General features: G+C 69.0%; 12 protein-coding genes. 3 read left to right on the forward strand and 9 right to left on the reverse strand.

The genetic code is table 11. The features are described 5' to 3' along the window. Positions 1-237 precede the first annotated feature (237 nt). From AC3WPZ_RS06405 to dapC, 7 genes are all read right to left on the reverse strand, one after another. Positions 238-486, reverse strand: coding sequence for a GlsB/YeaQ/YmgE family stress response membrane protein (locus AC3WPZ_RS06405; RefSeq protein WP_382157725.1), 249 nt, complete (start codon positions 484-486; stop codon positions 238-240). A 107-nt stretch (positions 487-593) separates the two neighbouring features. After that, positions 594-2600 (reverse strand): ABC-F family ATP-binding cassette domain-containing protein, encoded by a 2007-nt coding sequence (locus tag AC3WPZ_RS06410; RefSeq protein WP_444686621.1) that lies wholly within the window; start codon positions 2598-2600, stop codon positions 594-596. After that, entirely contained in the window at positions 2597-3502 is a 906-nt protein-coding gene (gene prmB / locus AC3WPZ_RS06415; protein WP_382324967.1) for a 50S ribosomal protein L3 N(5)-glutamine methyltransferase, read from the reverse strand. Before prmB ends, AC3WPZ_RS06410 begins: the two co-directional genes overlap by 4 nt. Before the next feature lie 7 nt (positions 3503-3509). After that, complete coding sequence (gene dapE, locus AC3WPZ_RS06420; RefSeq protein WP_382157731.1) at positions 3510-4682, reverse strand: succinyl-diaminopimelate desuccinylase; 1173 nt, start codon at positions 4680-4682, stop codon at positions 3510-3512. 4 nt (positions 4683-4686) lie between these two features. Continuing rightward, positions 4687-5847, reverse strand: a complete 1161-nt coding sequence (locus AC3WPZ_RS06425; protein ID WP_291121522.1) for a PilT/PilU family type 4a pilus ATPase — start codon at positions 5845-5847, stop codon at positions 4687-4689. Between the two features lie 40 nt (positions 5848-5887). Continuing rightward, a complete protein-coding gene (gene dapD, locus AC3WPZ_RS06430) occupies positions 5888-6712 on the reverse strand; it encodes a 2,3,4,5-tetrahydropyridine-2,6-dicarboxylate N-succinyltransferase (protein ID WP_291121525.1) in 825 nt (274 codons plus the stop codon). Between the two features lie 53 nt (positions 6713-6765). Further along, on the reverse strand, positions 6766-7989 hold the full coding sequence (gene dapC, locus AC3WPZ_RS06435; RefSeq protein ID WP_444686619.1) for a succinyldiaminopimelate transaminase: 1224 nt from the start codon (positions 7987-7989) through the stop codon (positions 6766-6768). A 150-nt stretch (positions 7990-8139) separates the two neighbouring features. Between dapC and smc the strand changes: the two genes are divergently transcribed. From smc to ligA, 3 genes are read left to right on the forward strand one after another with little or no spacing between them, the layout of a single operon-like run. Next, positions 8140-11658 carry a chromosome segregation protein SMC gene (gene smc, locus AC3WPZ_RS06440; RefSeq protein ID WP_492438690.1) on the forward strand — a complete coding sequence of 1173 codons (3519 nt, stop codon included), beginning with the start codon at positions 8140-8142 and terminating at the stop codon, positions 11656-11658. A gap of 14 nt (positions 11659-11672) precedes the next feature. Next, entirely contained in the window at positions 11673-12809 is a 1137-nt protein-coding gene (locus AC3WPZ_RS06445) for a cell division protein ZipA C-terminal FtsZ-binding domain-containing protein (protein ID WP_382157739.1), read from the forward strand. After that, positions 12810-14882: an NAD-dependent DNA ligase LigA gene (ligA, locus tag AC3WPZ_RS06450; RefSeq protein ID WP_492438692.1), complete on the forward strand. Its 2073-nt coding sequence runs from the start codon at positions 12810-12812 to the stop codon at positions 14880-14882. Positions 14883-14886: 4 nt separating this feature from the next. On the opposite strand, the gene AC3WPZ_RS06455 is transcribed toward ligA, so the two are convergent. Next, a complete protein-coding gene (locus AC3WPZ_RS06455; protein ID WP_492438694.1) occupies positions 14887-16584 on the reverse strand; it encodes a ShlB/FhaC/HecB family hemolysin secretion/activation protein in 1698 nt (565 codons plus the stop codon). A 20-nt stretch (positions 16585-16604) separates the two neighbouring features. Further along, complete coding sequence (locus AC3WPZ_RS06460) at positions 16605-18068, reverse strand: collagen-like triple helix repeat-containing protein (RefSeq protein WP_492434955.1); 1464 nt, start codon at positions 18066-18068, stop codon at positions 16605-16607. Between the last annotated feature and the right edge of the window lie 146 nt (positions 18069-18214).

An 18214-nucleotide genomic window follows, 5' to 3' on the forward strand; every position in this document is an offset into this window, starting at 1 on the left:
GAGGAGGAGGGGCACTGGACGCTGGGGCATGGGGCGAATGGCTGCGAACCATATCGCAGGCCATGCGCACAGCAGTCACAGGAGAATGAAGCGCTCCTATTCAGGATTCAGGCGCTTGTTTTCATGGCCCAAACGCACTTTTGAGTCTCCCAGCCACGGCCTCCACACCCGACGACCGTGCCAGATCCGGTGATGGAGACGTGGGGGGGCATGCCAGCCGCGATGGGCCGGTAAGGTTCACTTCTTCTTGAAGAGGCCGTAGATCACCAGCAGCAGGATCGCACCGATGACGGAGGCGATGAAGCCTACCGGTTCGCCCTGTTGGTAGAAGCCGAGCGCGGAGCCCAGGTAGCCGGCGACGAAGGCGCCTGCCACACCGAGGATGGCGGTCATGATCCAGCCCATGCCATCGTCGCCGGGCTTGAGCGCGCGGGCAATGAAGCCGGCAATGAGACCGATGAAAAGCGTGCCGAGAATGGACATCATGTTGAGGGACCCTCCTGGTTTGTGTGAGAAAGGCCGGTCCGCTTGACCGGCCTGCACAGGATACTCCAGCGCCTCCCGCCAGGGTCTACAGGGTTGTCCCGCCCGGCTCAGGCGCCTGCCGCCGCCTCGATCGCCTCGTGCAGTTCCAGCCAGCGCGCCTCCAGCGTGTCGTTCTCGTCGTTCACGGCCTTGAGGCGGCGGCCCGATTCGGCGATGTCGGCCGGGCTGGCGGGCTGGCTCATGGCGGCTTCCAGGCGCGTTTTCTCCTGGGCGAGTTGCGCCATGCGCTTCTCGGTCTGTTCGAGCTCCTTCTTCAAGGGCTTGGTCTTTTCGGCCACCTGCTGGCGGCGCTGCGCGTCCTGGCGCTTCTGTTCCGGCGTGCGAGCGGGCTCGGGCGCCTTGGGGGCGGCCACCGGAGCGGCTGCGGGCGGCGGCGCGGGGCTGCGCGACTGCCCACGCTGCTCCTGGCGTTGCGCCTCGCGCGATTGTTTGGCCACGTCGAGCAGGTAGCGCTGGTAGTCGTCGAGGTCGCCATCGAAGGGTTCGATGCCTCCGCGCGAGACCAGCCAGAACTCGTCGCACACGGCGCGCAGCAGGGCACGATCGTGGCTGACCAGCATGACGGTGCCTTCGAACTCATTGAGCGCCACGGACAGGGCTTCGCGTGTGGCCAGGTCCAGGTGGTTGGTGGGCTCGTCGAGCAGCAGCAGGTTGGGGCGCTGCCAGACGATCATGCACAGCACCAGCCGCGCCTTCTCGCCGCCGCTCATGCTGCCCACGCTCTGCTTGACCTGGTCGCCCGTGAAGTTGAAGTTGCCCAGGAAGCTGCGCAGGTCCTGCTCGCGCGTGGGCTGTCCGCTCAGGCGCCCTTGCGCGGTGCAGTCGCGCACCAGGCGGATCATGTGCTCCAGCGGGGTGTCGGCGGGGCGCAGCACGTCGAGTTCCTGCTGGGCGAAGTAGCCGATGTTGAGGCCCTTGCCTTCGGTGATCTGGCCCGCCAGCGCCTGCAGATCGCGGGCGATGGTCTTGACCACCGTGGACTTGCCCTGGCCGTTGGCGCCCAGGATGCCGATGCGCTGGCCGGCCAGCACCGAGCGGCTGATGCCGCGCACGATGGCCACCGGCTCGCCGCCGGGCTCGCGCGGCGGGTAGCCGAAGGTGACGCCTTCCATGGCCAGCATGGGGTTGGGCAGGTTCTGCGGTTCGCTGAACTCGAAGTTGAAGTCGGCCTCGGCCAGCACCGGCCCGATCTTCTCCATGCGCTCCAGCGCCTTGACCCGGCTCTGCGCCTGCTTGGCCTTGCTGGCCTTGGCCTTGAAGCGGTCGATGAACTTCTGCAGGTGGGCCATCTTCTCCTGCTGGCGCGCGTACGACGTGGCCTGCAGCGCCATCTGCTCGGCGCGCATGTCCTCGAAGCGGCTGTAGTTGCCGCCATAGCGGTTGAGCAGCGCGCGCTCGATGTGCACGGTGACGTTGGTGATGGCGTCGAGGAACTCGCGGTCGTGGCTGATCACGAGCAGGGTGCCGTCGTAGCGCTTGAGCCAGGCTTCGAGCCAGACCAGGGCATCGAGGTCCAGGTGGTTGGTGGGTTCGTCGAGCAGCAGCAGCTCGCTGGGGCACATGAGGGCGCGCGCGAGCTGCAGGCGCATGCGCCAGCCGCCGGAGAAGCTGTCGACCGGGCGCTCGAGTTCGTCGGTGCGAAAACCCAGGCCGAGGATCAGGGCCTGCGCGCGCGCGGGCGCGTCGTGCGCGCCGGCATCGTGCAAGGCCATGTAGGCGTGGGCCATGCGCTCGCCGTCACCGCTGTCTTCGGCGGCAGTCACTTCCTGCTGGGCTTTCAGCAGCGTGGAGTCGCCTTCGATGACGAACTGCGTGGCGGACATGTCGGTCTCGGGCATGTCCTGCGCGACCTGCGCCATGCGCCATTGCGGGGGCACGTAGAAGTCCCCCTTGTCTTCGTGCAGCGTGCCATCGAGCAGGCGGAACAGGCTGGACTTGCCGGCGCCGTTGCGGCCCACCAGGCCGACTTTTTCTCCCGGGTTGATGGTGCAGGAGGCGCCATCGAGCAAGACCTTCGCCCCGCGGCGAAGGACAACATTCTTCAAAGTGATCATGGAGCGGGCGCCTGCGAGATGGGCAGCGCCAAAAGGGATTCAAGGGTGAGCAGCAGGACCTGGTCGTCGCCTGCGCTGGTTTCGAGCCAGATGGCTTCGAGCTGAGGGAAGGCCGCTTCGAAGTGCTCGCGTTCGTTGCCGATCTCAAGCACCAGCACACCGTCGGGTTTCAGGCAGCGGGCCGCGCCGCGCAGCAGGGCGCGCACGAAGTCCATGCCGTCGCGGCTGCCGGCCGTGTTGCCGTCGAGCGCCAGACCGGGCTCGGCCAGGTACTCGGGCGGCAGCGTGGCCATGCTCTGCGCGCTCACGTAGGGTGGGTTGCACAGGATCAGGTCCCAGGGGCCGCGGCAGGCGGCCAGCCCATCGGACTCGACCAGCCGGATGCGGTGCTGCAGCCCATGCCGATCGACGTTGATGCGGGCCACGGCCAGCGCATCGGGCGAAATGTCGGCGCCGGTGACGCGCACATCGGGGTAGGCCATGGCGGCGAGCACGGCCAGGCTGCCGTTGCCGGTGCACAGGTCGAGCACATCGCGGGACCGCTCGTCCAGCCAGGGGTCGATCGACCCTTCGGCCAGCAGTTCGGCGATGAAGCTGCGCGGCACGATGGCCCGCCGGTCCACGTAGAACGGCACGCCCTGCAGCCAGGCCTCGCCGGTGAGGTAGGCCGCGGGCTCGCGCGTGTCGATGCGGCGCTGGATCAGGGCCAGCACGGCGGATTGTTCTTCGGCCGTCACGCGGCGCCTGGCCAGGGTTTCCAGGTCGCTGTCCAGCGGCAGGCCGAGTTGCCAGAGCACCAGCCAGGCGGCCTCGTCCTGGGCGTTGGTCGTGCCATGGCCATAGGCCAGCTGCGCGGCCTCCAGGCGTTGACGGGCTTGGATGAGGAGTTCGTTCAGGTTCACGGTGGGCTCAAGCAGGCGCACGGGCCTGGGCGTCGAGATGCTCCAGCGTGCGGCGGTAGATGTTCTTGAGCGGTTCGATGTCGGCCACGGCCACGTGCTCGTCGATCTTGTGGATGGTGGCATTGGGCGGGCCCAGCTCGATCACCTGCGGGCAGACCTGCGCGATGAAGCGGCCATCGCTGGTGCCGCCGGTGGTGGACAGCGTGGTGGCCACGCCGACCTCGTCGTGGATGGCCGCGCGCACCGCATCGACCAGCGTGCCCGGTGGCGTGAGGAAGGGCCGGCCTCCGAGCGTCCAGTCGAGGTCGAAGTCGGCGCCGGGCTGCAGGCCGTGGCGCTGCAGCAGCTCGCCGACCCGCTGCTGAAGGCCCTCGGGCGTGGACTCGGTGGAGAAACGGAAATTGAAATCGATCACCACCGTGCCCGGGATCACATTGCTCGCGCCGGTGCCGCCATGGATGTTGCTGATCTGCCAGCTGGTGGGCGGGAAGAATTCATTGCCACCGTCCCACACGGTGGCCGCGAGTTCGGCCAGCGCGGGGGCGGCGAGGTGGATCGGGTTCTTCGCCAGGTGGGGGTAGGCGATGTGGCCCTGGATGCCCTTGACGGTGAGCTTGCCGCTCATGGTCCCGCGGCGCCCGTTCTTGATCATGTCGCCGGTGCGCTCGACCGAGGTCGGCTCACCCACGATGCACCAGTCCAGCCGCTCGCCGCGCTGTTGGAGGGTATTGCAGACGATCACCGTGCCGTCCAGCGCCGGGCCTTCCTCGTCGCTGGTGAGCAGGAAGGCCACGTCGATGGCGGGCGCCGGGTTCGCGGCCACGAACTCTTCGCAGGCCACAACCATGGCCGCCAGCGAGGTCTTCATGTCGGCCGTGCCCCGGCCGAACAGCTTGCCGTCGCGGTGGCTGGGCACGAAGGGGTCGCTGGCCCAGGCGGTCAGCGGGCCGGTGGGCACCACGTCGGTGTGGCCGGCGAACACCAGGGTGGGCCGCCGGCCCTGGCCCAGGCGGGCCCAGAGGTTGGTCACACGAAAGTCGGCCGGGCCGCTCTCGATGGTCTCGCACGCGAAGCCCAGCCGCGCCAGCCGCGCGCCGATCAGCGCCTGGCAACCTTCGTCGCGGGGGGTGACGGAGGGGCAGGCGATCAGGGCTTCGGTCAGGCGCAGGGTATCGGTCATCGGATCAGAATTTGACGTCGAGCGTGAACTCGGTGAAGGTGGCGCTGTCGCCCCCGTCCTCTTCGCTGGCCTGCGCGGCTTCGCTCGCCTTGGTGGCGTTGAAGTCGTTCTGCAGGCGCCAGAGCAGGTTGTTGGGCGAATCGGCGTGGGCCAGGCCCTCGTTGCGCGCGACCAGGCCATCGTTGATCAGGCGGGCCAGGTCCTGCTCGAAGCTTTGCGAGCCTTCGGCCAGCGACTTCTCCATGGCTTCGCGCACACCCGAAAAGTCGGCCTTCTGGATCAGGTCGGCAATCAGCGAGGTGTTGAGCATCACCTCCGTCGCCGGCACGCGCCCACCGGTGTGGGTGCGCAGCAGGCGTTGCGAGACGATGGCACGCAGCGCGGCGGCCAGGTCGCCCAACAACGTGGGGCGCACCTCGACCGGGTAGAAGCTCAGGATGCGGTTGAGCGCCTGGTAGCTGTTGCTGGCGTGCAGCGTGGCCAGGCACAGGTGGCCTGACTGCGCGTAGGAAATGGCGGCCGACATGGTCTCGCGGTCGCGGATCTCGCCGATCAGGATCACGTCCGGCGCCTGGCGCAAGGCGTTCTTCAGGGCGACCTGGAGCGAGGCGGTGTCAGGCCCGATCTCGCGCTGGTTCACCACCGACTTCTTGTTGCGGTAGACGTACTCGATCGGGTCTTCGATCGTCAGGATGTGGCCCGTGGCGCGCTCGTTGCGGTGGTCGATCATGGCCGCCAGCGTGGTGCTCTTGCCCGCGCCGGTGGCGCCGACCATGAGCATGAGCCCGCGTTTTTCCATGATGAGATCGGCCAGCACCGGCGCCACGTTGAGCGAGTCCAGCGGGGGGATCTCGCTCGACACGAAGCGGATCACCACCGCGACGTGGCCGCGCTGGCGGAACGCGCTGACGCGGAAGTTGCCGAGGTTCTCCAGCGGCACGGCCATGTTGAGCTCGCCGGTTTCCTGCAACTCTTCCATGCGGGTGGGCGGCACGATCTCGGCCAGCAGGTTGCGCGGCGCCTCCGGCGGCAGCACCTGGCTGTTGACGGGGATGGTCTGGCCGTTGATCTTGATCATGGCCGGCGCGTGCGCCGTCAGGTACACGTCCGAGGCCTTCTTGTCGGCCATCAGGCGCAGGATGCGCTCCATCGTTCCGCTGCTCATGCCATCTCCCTGTGGGTTGCTCCGGGCCGCCGCTGCCGCCTCAATCGCGCAGGAGGTCGTTCAGGCTGGTCTTGGCGCGGGTCTGCGCATCCACGCGCTTGACGATGATCGCCGCGTACAGGCTGTACTTGCCGCCGTCCTTGGGCAGGTTGCCGCTGATCACGACCGAGCCGGCCGGCACGCGGCCGTAGCTCACCTCGCCCGTGGCGCGGTCGTAGATCGGGGTGCTCTGGCCGATGTACACGCCCATGGAGATGACCGAGTTCTCCTCGATCACCACGCCTTCGACGACTTCGGAGCGGGCGCCGATGAAGCAGTTGTCTTCGATGATGGTGGGGCCGGCCTGCAGCGGCTCCAGCACGCCGCCGATGCCCACGCCGCCCGAGAGGTGCACGTTCTTGCCGATCTGCGCGCAGGAGCCCACCGTGGCCCAGGTGTCGACCATGGTGTTCTCGTCCACGTAGGCGCCGATGTTCACGTAGCTGGGCATGAGGATCGCGCCCTTGGCGATGTAGCTGCCGCGACGGGCCACGGCCGGCGGCACCACGCGCACGCCGGTGGCCTTCATCTCGGCTTCGCTCAGGTGGGCGAACTTGGTCTTGACCTTGTCGAAGAAGCCGAGGTCGCCGGCGCGCATGACTTCGTTGTCCTTCAGGCGGAAGGAGAGCAGCACGGCCTTCTTGATCCACTGGTGCACCGTCCACTGGCCCACGCCTTCGCGCGTGGCCACGCGCAGCTTGCCGTTGTTGAGCTCGGAGATCACATGCTCCACCGCGTCCACCACTTCCTTGGGAGCGGAGGCGGGGGAGAGTTCGGCACGGTTGTCCCAGGCGTTGTCGATCAGGGTTTGCAGTTGTTGGGTCATGGTCTCAGAGGAGCAAGGGTGAAGAAAAGGAGAGAAAGCGGGAGGGCGCCGCGTCAGGCGCGGCGCGACAGGAAGGCCTGGATGCGCCCGGCGGCTTCCAGGCATTCGGCAGGTTCGGCCACCAGGGCCATGCGCACGCGGCCGGTGCCCGGGTTCGCGCCGCCGACCTCGCGGGCCAGGTAGCTGCCGGGCAGCACCGTCACATTGTATTGAGCCAGCAGCTCGCGGGCGAAAGCCTCGTCGGCGCTGAGGCCGGCCGCGGCGTCGGCAAACGAGGCCGGCACGGCGGCCCATAGGTAAAAGGAGGCGTCGGGCAGGGCCACGTCGAGCACCTGGGCCAGCAGCGGCGTGACCTGGGCGAATTTCTCGCGGTACTGGCGCCGGTTGTCCACGACGTGGTCTTCATCGCCCCAGGCCGCCACGCTGGCCGCCTGCACCACCGGGCTCATGGCGCCACCGTGGTAGGTGCGGTAGAGCAGGAAGGGCTTGATCAGCGAGGCGTCGCCCGCCACGAAGCCGCTGCGCAGGCCCGGCACGTTGCTGCGCTTGGACAGGCTGGTGAACATCATCAGGCGGCGGAAGTCGGTGCGGCCCAGGCGTTGCGCGGCTTCCAGGCCGCCCAGCGGGGCGTCGTCGCGGAAGTAGATCTCGCTGTAGCACTCGTCGGAGGCGATCACGAAGCCGTGGCGGTCGCTCAGCTCGAACAGGCGCTGCCATTCGTCCAGCGGCATCACGGCCCCAGCGGGGTTGCCGGGCGAGCACACGAACAGCAGTTGCGTGCGCGCCCAGACCGCCTCGGGCACGCTGTCCCAGTCGGCCGCGAAGTTGCGCGCGGGGTCGCAGGCCACGTAGTGCGGCTCGGCACCGCCCAGGAAGGCCGCGCCTTCGTAGATTTGATAGAACGGGTTGGGCATCACCACGGTGGCGCCCGGGCGCGTCGGGTCGATCACGGTCTGCGCGAACGCGAACAGCGCCTCGCGCGAGCCATTGACGGGCAGCACCTGGGTGGCCGCGTCCAGCGCCACGCCGTAGCGCCGCTGCACCCAGGCGGCACAGGCCTCGCGCAGCGCCGGCGTGCCCGCCGTGGCGGGGTAGCTGCTCAATCCGGTGTCGAGCGAGGCGGCCAGGGCCTGTTTCAGGAAATCGGGCGCGGCGTGCTTGGGCTCGCCGATGCCCAGGCTGATGGGGCGCAGGGCGGGGTTGGGGGTGATGTCGGCAAAGAGCTTGCGCAGCCGCTCGAAGGGGTAGGGCTGCAGGCGCGAGAGCAAGGGGTTCATGGCCGACGATTATCGGGCTTGGCGCAATGGGTGCACCGTACCGTACCCCGGGGCGCATGCACGGTATCATCAGCCACCCCTCCATCGCGCCTGCGATGGAGGAAATGCCTTTGAAATCAAACACTTGGCTATGCCAGGGGGCCTCCCAGCGTGCGTCTCAACTCGATCAAGCTCTCCGGCTTCAAGTCCTTCGCCGAACCCACCAACTTCATGCTCCCGGGCCAGCTCGTGGGTGTGGTCGGGCCCAACGGCTGCGGCAAGTCCAACATCATGGACGCGGTGCGCTGGGTGCTGGGCGAGTCCAAGGCCTCCGAGCTGCGCGGCGAATCCATGCAGGACGTGATCTTCAACGGCACGACCTCGCGCAAGCCCGCCAGCCGTTCCAGCGTCGAACTGGTGTTCGACAACAGCGACCACCGCGCGGGCGGCCAGTGGGGCCAGTTCGGCGAGATCGCGGTCAAGCGCGTGCTCACGCGCGACGGCACCAGCAGCTACTACATCAACAACCAGCCGGTGCGCCGCCGCGACGTGCAGGACGTGTTCCTGGGCACCGGCCTGGGCCCGCGCGCCTACGCCATCATTGGCCAAGGCACCATCAGCCGCATCATCGAGAGCAAGCCCGAAGAATTGCGCCTGTTCCTGGAGGAAGCCGCCGGGGTTTCCAAGTACAAGGAACGCCGCCGCGAGACCGCGCACCGCCTGGCCGACACGCGCGAAAACCTCACGCGGGTGGAAGACATCCTGCGCGAGCTCAACGCCAACCTCGACAAGCTGGAGAAACAGGCCGAGGTGGCCGCGCGCTACAACCACCTGCAGGCCAGCGCCACGCTCAAGCAGCAGCAGCTGTGGTTCCTCAAGCGCAGCGAGGCCGAGTCGGACCAGGTCAAGGTGAAGACCGATGCCGCCCAGGCGGTCAACGACCTCGAATCGCGCACCGCCGACCTGCGCCGCATCGAATCCGAGCTCGAAACCATCCGCCAGGCCCATTACGCGGCCGGTGATCAGGTGAACCAGGCCCAGGGCAAGCTGTACGAGGCCAGTGCCGAGGTCGGCAAGCTCGAGGCCGAGATCCGCTTCGTGGTCGAGGGCCGCCAGCGCGTCGAACAGCGCCTGGTGCAGCTGAAAGAACAGATGGGCTCCTGGGCCACGCGCAGCCAGGACGCGGCGGTGGAGCTGGAGCAGCTCGCCGAGTCCATGGTGCAGGCCGAGGACCAGTCGGTCGTGCTGGCCGCGCAGGGCGAAGAGCAGTCGGGCGCCTTGCCCGCGCTGGAAGACCACCTGCGCCAGGCTCAGACCCGGGCCAACGAGCAGCGCGCCAGCGTCACGCAGGTGCAGCAGCAGATCCAGGTGCTGGCCGCCGAGCAGCGCAACGTCGAAGAACAGAGCCGCACGCTCAACCAGCGCCGCGAGCGCCTGGTGGCCGACCGCAATGCCCTGGCCGCGCCCGACGAGGCGCGCCTGCTCAGTGCCCAGACCCAGCTGGCCAGCGCGCAGGAGACCGCCGAACTCAACGACGCCGTGCTGCACGAGCTGCAGGACAGCGTGCCCCAGCTCGACGAGGCGCGCCGCGCCGCGCAGCAGGCGGTGAACCAGGAGTCCGCGAAGCAGGCCGACCTGTCGGCCCGCATGGAGGCGCTTAAGGCGCTGCAGGACAAGGTCAAGACCGACGGCAAGTTGAAGCCCTGGCTGGCCAAGCACGGCCTGGACAGCCTGCAGGGTTTGTGGAGCCGCATCCACATCGAAACCGGCTGGGAAAACGCCCTGGAAGCCGCGCTGCGCGAACGCCTGAGTGCGCTGGAGGTGTCTCGCCTGGACATGGTGCGCGCCTTCGGCAACGACGCGCCACCGGCCAAGCTGGCCTTCTACAGCCCACCGCCTGGTGCGGCCGCGAGCAGCAGCGCCACCGGCCTCAAACCCCTGGTGCAATGGCTGCGCCTGAACGACGCCGGCCAACAGGCGCTGTTGGCCGAGTGGCTGCACGGCTGCCTGACGGCGTCCAGCCTGGAAGAGGCGCTGGCCCAGCGCGCGCAGCTGCAGGCCGGCGAGGTGATCTTCGTCGCCAGCGGCCACGCCGTCACCGCGCACAGCGTGAGCTTCTACGCGCCCGACAGCGAGCAGGCCGGCCTGCTGGCGCGGGCCCAGGAAATCGAGAACATCGACAAGCAGCTCAAGGCCCAGGTGCTGATCGCCGAGCAGGCGCGCTCATCCCTGATCCGCGCCGAGGCGGCCTACACCGACGCCTCGCAGCGCCTGGTGAGCGCGCGCCGCGATGCCGCCGAGTCGCGCAGCCGAGCGCACGAGCTGCAGGTGGAAGCCCTGCGCCTGACACAGCTGGCCGAACAGACCCGCGCGCGCAGCGAGCAGATCGGCGCCGACCTGGCCGAAGTGGACGCCCAGCTCGACGAGCTGCAGGAGCGCCGCGTGACGGCCGAGGCCCGCTTCGAAGAGCTGGACATGCAGCTGGCCGACAGCCAGGAGCGCCACGCACAGTTCGACGACAAGGTGATCGAAGCCGAGCGCGCGCTGAACCAGGCGCGCGAGCAGCAGCGCTCGCTGGAGCGCACCGCGCAGGAAGCCGTCTTCGCGCTGCGCAGTCTGCAGGCGCGCCAGAGCGAACTGCAGCGCGCCATGGAAACCGCGGCCACCCAGGAAAAATCGCTGGCGGACGAGCAGCAGCGCGCCAGCGACGAACTCGCCCGGCTGAACGACGCGGCGGCCCAGGCTGGTCTGCAGAACGCCCTGGCCATGAAACTGGAGCGCGAACAGGCCCTGGGCGCGCTGCGCAGCCAATATGACGAACTCACCGCCAAGCTGCGCGCCAGCGACGAGCGCCGCCTGCAGCTGGAACGCGAACTCGAACCGCTGCGCAACCGCATCACCGATTTCCAGCTCAAGGAGCAGGCCGCCCGCCTGGGCGTGGAGCAGTACAGCCAGTTGCTCGAAGAGGCCCAGGCCGATCTGGCGGCGGTGGCGCAAAGCATCACCGAAGGCAATGTGCGGCTCGCCGGCCTGCAGGGCGAGATCGACCGCCTGCACCGCGAGATCCAGTCGCTTGGTGCGGTCAACCTCGCCGCGCTCGATGAACTCACCGCGGCGCGCGAGCGCAAGACCTTCCTCGACGCGCAATCGGCCGACCTGGTCGAGGCCATGAACACGCTGGAAGACGCGATCAAGAAGATCGACAACGAAACCCGCGAACTGCTGGGCAGCACCTTCGAGACCGTCAACGGCCACTTCGGCCGCATGTTCCCCGAGCTGTTCGGTGGCGGCAACGCCAGGCTGGTGATGACCGGCGAGGAGATCCTCGATGCCGGCGTGCAGGTGATGGCGCAGCCGCCCGGCAAGAAGAACCAGACCATCCACCTGCTCTCGGGCGGCGAGAAGGCGCTGACCGCCATCGCGCTGGTGTTCGCCATCTTCCAGCTCAACCCCGCGCCGTTCTGTCTGCTGGACGAGGTGGACGCGCCGCTGGACGACGCCAACACCGAACGCTATGCGAAACTGGTGACCGCCATGGCCAAGGAAACCCAGTTCCTGTTCATCAGCCACAACAAGATCGCCATGGAAATGGCCGAGCAGTTGATCGGCGTGACCATGCAGGAGCAGGGCGTCTCCCGCATCGTGGCGGTGGACATGGAATCGGCCGCCGGCATGCTCGAACCCACCTGATCACACTCCACACCATGAGCACATTGCAAATCGGTCTGGCCATCATGGGCGGTCTCGTACTGGCGGGCCTGGTGGCCTACAACGCCTGGACGACCAGCCGCAGCGCGCCGCGCACGGCTCGCGAACGCAGCGAGGCGCCGCGCGACGAAGCGGCTGGCGACGAGACCCTGCCTTACACGCCGGCGGACCTCTCCGAGCACGAGATCCAGCGCATCGACCCGGTGCTCGGCGACATGCCGGGCGCCCCCGCGCCACCCGATCCGGCGGCGATCGCGCAAGCGGCCGCGGCGGTGAGCCTCAACCCGCTGATGACCCAGCCGCCCGAGAAGCGCCCGGGCCTGGACGCGCTGATCGACGTGATCGCACCGCTGCTGCTGGAACACGAGGTCTCAGGCGACGCCTTGCTCGCCGCGCTGCCGGGCACGCGGCGCGTGGGCAGCAAACCGTTTGCCGTGGAAGGCCAGAGCGAGACCACCGGCGAATGGGAAAGCCCCCGCCTGGGCCAGCGCTACCGCGCGCTGCAGGCCGGCGTGCAACTGGCCAACCGCTCGGGGCCGCTCAACGACATCGAGTTCTCCGAATTCGTGGTGAAGGCCCAGGCCTTCGCCGATGCGGTCGGCGCCTCGCCCGATTTCCCCGACATGCGCGCCGAGGTGGCCCGGGCCCGCGAGCTGGATGCCTTCGCCAGTGGGCACGATGCCCAGCTGGGCTTCACGCTGCGCGCGCGCCGCACTGCCTGGAGCCCGGGCTATGTCGCGCAGCACGCGTCCAAGCTCGGCTTCGTCGCGGGGGCCTTGCCCGGGCGCATGGTGCTCTCGGGCAGCCAGAGCGGCCAGGCACCGATCCTCAGCCTCATGTTCGACCCGCAGGCCGCCATGGCCGAAGACCCCGAACAGACCGCCCTGCGCGAGATCGCGCTCTCGCTCGAAGTCACGCACGTGCCGCGCAGCGAACAACCCTTCGTGCGCATGCGCCAGGCCGCCACGGCGCTGGCCGAGGCCATGGAAGGCGTCGTCACCGACGACGGCGGCCAGCCGCTGTCCACCGACACCATGGACCGCATCGGTGCCGACCTCGAAAGCCTGTACGACGCGCTCGACAGCCGCGACCTGTCCGCCGGTTCCCCGCAGGCGCGCCGACTCTTCTCCTAAATGACCGCTGACCTGTTTGCCGAGCCGCCGTCGCCGGCCGCGCGCGCCGCCGAATTGCGCGCGCAACTGCACCACCACGCCCACCGCTACTACACGCTCGACGAACCGGAGATCCCCGACGCCGAGTACGACAGGCTGTTTCGCGAGCTGCAGGCCATCGAGGCCGCGCACCCCGAGCTGCTTACGCCCGACTCGCCGACCCAGCGCGTGGGCGGTGCGATCCTGAAGGAACTGGTGCCCGTGCGCCACGCGGTGCCGATGCTCAGCATCCGCACCGAGACCGACACCGAAGCCACGGGCGCGGTGGCCTTCGACGCGCGTGTGCGGCGCGAGCTCAAGCTGAGCGAAACCGATCCACCCGTCGACTACCTGGCCGAGCTGAAGTTCGACGGGCTGGCCATGAGCCTGCGTTACGAGCAGGGCGTGCTGGTGCGGGCCGCCACGCGCGGTGACGGCGAGACCGGCGAGGACGTGACCCACAACGTGCGCACCATCGGGCAGATCCCGCTGCGCCTGCCCGAGGGCGTGCCGGAGGTGCTCGAGGTGCGCGGCGAGGTGTACATGCGCCGCGACCAGTTCGAGCAGCTCAACGAACGCCAGCGCGAGAAGATCGCCAGTGGCGCGAAGGGCGAGAAGACCTTCGTCAATCCGCGCAACGCCGCCGCCGGGGCCGTGCGGCAACTCGACTCGAAGATCACGCGCGACCGTCCCCTGAGCTTCTTCGCCTACTCCTGGGGCGAGGTGCTGGGCGATGCCGAGCCGCCTGCGACGCAGTACGACTGGCTCATGCGCCTGAAGGCCTGGGGGTTCCCGGTCGCCGAGCAGACCACGCGCTGCCGCGGTGCCGATGAGCTCGTGGCCTTTCACCGCCGCATCGGCGAACTGCGCGACACGCTGCCGTTCGACATCGACGGCGTGGTCTACAAGGTCGATTCCCTGGCGCGGCAGAAGCAGATGGGCTTTGTCACGCGCGAGCCGCGCTGGGCCGTGGCGCACAAGTACCCGGCGCAAGAACAATTGACCACCGTCCAGGCCATCGACGTGCAGGTCGGCCGCACCGGCAAGCTCACGCCGGTGGCCAAGCTGGCACCCGTGTTCGTGGGCGGTGTCACGGTGACGAACGCCACCTTGCACAACGAGATGGAGGCGCGCCGCAAGGACGTGCGCGTGGGCGACACGGTGATCGTGCGCCGCGCGGGCGATGTGATTCCCGAGGTCGTCTCGGTGCTGACCGACAAGCGCGTCGGCGATCCTCCGCCGTTCACCATGCCCGCCCAATGCCCGGTGTGCGGCAGCGACGCGGTGCGGGAAGAGGGCGAGGCCGACCACCGCTGCACCGGGGGCCTGTTCTGTGCCGCGCAGCGCAAAGAGGCCATCCTGCACTTCGCGCACCGCCGGGCCGTCGAGATCGAGGGCCTGGGCGACAAGCTGGTGGAGCAACTGGTCGACAGTGGCCTGATCAAGACGCTGCCCGATCTCTACAAACTCGGTTTCACCGCCCTGGCCGGGCTGGACCGCATGGCCGAGAAGTCCGCCAACAACATCGTGGCCGCGCTCGAGAAATCCAAGCGCACCACGCTGCCGCGTTTCCTCTTCGGCCTGGGCATCCGCCACGTGGGCGAGGCCACGGCCAAGGAACTGGCGCGCCACTTCGGCCAGCTCGACCGCATCATGGACGCCAGCGTCGAAGCCCTCTCGGAGGTCAACGACGTGGGCCCGGTGGTGGCGCAGAGCATCCACACCTTCTTCGAACAGCCGCACAACCGCGAAGTGGTGGAGCAGCTGCGCGCCTGCGGCCTGAGCTGGGAAGAGGGCGAGCCCGCCGCGCGCGCGCCGCAGCCCCTGGCCGGCAAGACCTTCGTGCTCACCGGCACCTTCCCCACGCTCAGCCGAGACCAGGCCAAGGACCTGCTCGAAGCCGCCGGCGCCAAAGTGGCCGGCTCGGTGAGCAAAAAAACCGACTACGTGGTGGCCGGCACCGAAGCCGGCAGCAAGCTGGAGAAAGCGCAAACGCTGGGCGTGGCGGTGATCGACGAAGCGGCCATGCTGGCGATGCTGGGCACCGAGGCCTGACGCTTCACTCGCCCAGCCGGTAGCTCAGCGTGAGGTTCGCGCGCCAGTGGCGCTGCGTGTTCTCCAGCGGCATGTCCCCGGTCGGCTTCGACACGGCCAGATCGAGGTTGTAGTGCCGGTGGTTGGTCAGCCTCAGGCCCAGGCTGACCGAACTCAGCTGCGCAGGTGCCGGCGTGGCCAGGCGGGCGTACACACGGGCGGCCTCCAGCAGCACGTAGGGTTGCCACTGCCGCAACCAGGTGCCATCGACCGCGAACACGCGGTTGAGCTCCAGGCCCAGACCCCAACCCGAGTCGCCCACCGCTTCACCGGCGCCGTAGCCGCGCGCGAAACGGTTGCCGCCGAAGGACAGCTTCTCGCTGCTGGGCAGGTTGTGCGGGCTGTATTGCATGGCGAAGGACACCGCGGTGCCGAAGCGGTTGGCGAAGCGGTGCTGGTGGCTGGCCTCGGCCTGCAGGCGCGCGAAGTCCAGCTTCGCCGCGCTGGGGCCTGAGAGCCCGGGCACGTTGCTGGTGATGCCCGCGTCGGCGCCGAGGCCCGAGAGCCCATGGGTCAGCCGCAGGTTGAGCTGCACGCTGTCGTTGGGCTTCTGCGCGGTGTAGCTCAACTGGCCGAACACGGCGCGCACCTGGGTGTCGTCGGTCAGCTGTGCGCCGTTGGCGGGGTTGGCGAGGCTGTCGCGCGTGTTCACGCCGTACAGCCCGGTGCTGGCCACCCAGCTGGTTTCCCGTGACAGTTTCAACGGCAGGCTGGCCGTGAGTTCGGCCCGCTCGACCTCGGTTCTTCGCTGCAGCGGGTTGCTCACCCCGAGTTGCTCGTCGGGATCGCCCCGGTAATGCGAAAGCGACCCTCTGACCGACCATCCCCGGCTGCCGAGGACTTGCTCGTAGTGCAGGGCGTTGTACCGGTCGTTGTCCGCCGTGGACAACAGGGTGGAGACACCGAGCTGGCTGCCGGCCACGAGGGGATCGTTCAGCACGCCGGTGACCACGGCGCGCGGATTCGGCTTGCGCGTCTCCAGGCCCACGGCGACGTCATAGGGCTTCTGGTTCGCCTGGATGACCAGTGTGCTGGCCCCGTCGGTGCTCGTGGGCAGTTGCACCTGCGCCTGGATGCCCATGCCCGGCAGGCGGCCGAGCAGGGCGGTGAAGTGTTCGAAAGTGGCCGTGCGCAGCGGCTTCTCATGGCGGATGTGCTCGGCGATCTCGCGCAACCGGGCCTCGGCCTTGCCGGGGTGGCCTTCGATGCGCACCGTCTGCACATGGCCTTCCACGGCCACCACGCGCACCACGCCGTGCTGGAAGTCCTGCTTGGGCACGAAGAAGAACGAGAGCGCGTAGCCGCGCTGCTGGTACAGCGTGGTCGCCTGCTGGGCGCGCGCCACGATGTCGCCCACCGTGACCGACTGCCCGGCCAGCGGCGCGAACAGCGCGGCCACCGTCTCGAAGGGAATCGACTGCACGCCCTCGATGTCGAACTTGCGCGGTGTGAGCCGCGCGTTCAACACCTCGGCGCCTGGTGGGGCGGGGGCCTGCACATCCACGTCCACCCGCACATCCGCGCCCGGCTGCGTGGGCAGCGCGGGGCGGGGCAGGGTGTCCAGCGGGCTGCCGACCGGGGCGAGGGCTTGCGCCCCCGCACCCGTGGCCACCCACCAGGCGGCCCCCGCCAGCAGCAGTGGTCGCGTGAACTGGCTTGGCATGTGCTCCCGCCCTCCGTGCGTCAGCGGCGCAGCGCGCCGGTCAGGCCACCGGTGATGCCACCGAGGGTGTTGGTCAGGGTGGTCGTCAGCGGGGTGGTGGTTCCACCGCCGGCAGCGGCGCCGCCACCCACGGTGGCGGTGATGCCTCCGGTCAGCGCGCCGACGGTGTTGACCACGGGCGCGAGCACGTTGACCGCACCGCCCGTGCTGCCGCCGCCGACGGCGCCGCCGGTCAGGCCGCTCACGGCACCGACGACGGGTGCCAGCACGCCCCCCGCGCCGCCGCCACCGCCCGTGGTGCCGCCCACGGCGCCGCCGATGTGGGCGACCAGGCCGCCGGTCTGGTTGACCACCTCACCCAGGCTGTTGACCACGGGTTGGCTGCCGTTGCCCTGCACACCCACACCCAGCTGTTGCACCGCGCCGCCGGTGGTCACCAGCAGGTTGCCGACGGGTGTGCCGACGCCGGTGGCATCGTTCACCCGGGTCGCCACTTGCGTCACACCGGTGGTGATGGGCACGATCGCGGTGTTGATCGCGCGGCCCACCTGTTCGACCGGGCTGACGGCGCCGCCGTTGGCGGGCCCGCTCACCAGGTCACCCGTGTGGCCGAGCGTGCGCGAGGTGTTGCCGAGGACCTCGCCCACATCCCGGGTGAGCGGCGTGTTGCTGCCTGCGAGCTTCCCGCCCGCCTGGCCCACGGCCGCTGAAACGGGGTCGATGACGCGGTCCACCACGGGACCCAGGCCCGTGGCCTTGCCCACGGTCTGCGTGGCGCCCACGCCGGTGTTCACCACCGTCTCCACCACCTTGCTGGCGCCGCCCAGCAACTGGTTGGCCGGGCCCGTGCCCAACTGCGTTTCCAGACCCTGCCCCACGCGGCTGACCACCTGGCCGGCCTGATCCACGGCCTGGCCCGCGACGTTGGTCACCGGACGCAGGGCCGAAGTGGCCGGGTTCTGGCCCAGGCCGGTGACGACGTCACCCGCGCTGGACACCGCGTTGCCCGCCTGATCCACCGCGCCGCCCAGGCCGGCCGCGGTGACGCCCAGGGGGTTGTCGACCTTGCCGATCTGGCCGACGCCGTTGGCCACCGCCGAACCCAAGGCGCTGACCACGCCGCCGGTGTGGCCGACCACGCCATCCACGCCTTGCGCCGAGGCACCGCCCACCAGGGGTTTGACCACGTTGGACACCGTGCCGCCCAGGCCGGAGACGGCCTGGCCCAGGTCGGTGACCGTGTTGCCTTGCTCGCGCACGACCGCGGCCAGCGGGGAGCTGCTGGTGCCACCACCGCTTCCCCCACCGCCATTGCCGCCACCACCACCACCACCCGAGCCTCCGCCCGAGGAAACGGCCGCGCCGTCGCCGGCGGTGTTGAGTGAACCCGTGCCAGAGCACCCGCCAAGGACCAGCAGGGCCGCAGCGAGCACGGTCAAGCCGGCCCGAGCCGGGCCGTGGGAACGATCGATAATCCTTTTCATGGATATCCTCCTGGTAAAAAATAAAGCAAGTGCAGACACCCCCGGCCAATTCCGGGGGCGGTTGCCAGCAATTCATCGACGGGTCGGGAAACAACATTAATTTGTTTCACCTTGCCTCGGAATTAATTCCCGGTGCGGACATCCGG

The organism is Hydrogenophaga sp. FW305-3-2-15-A-LB1, from assembly GCF_058787875.1.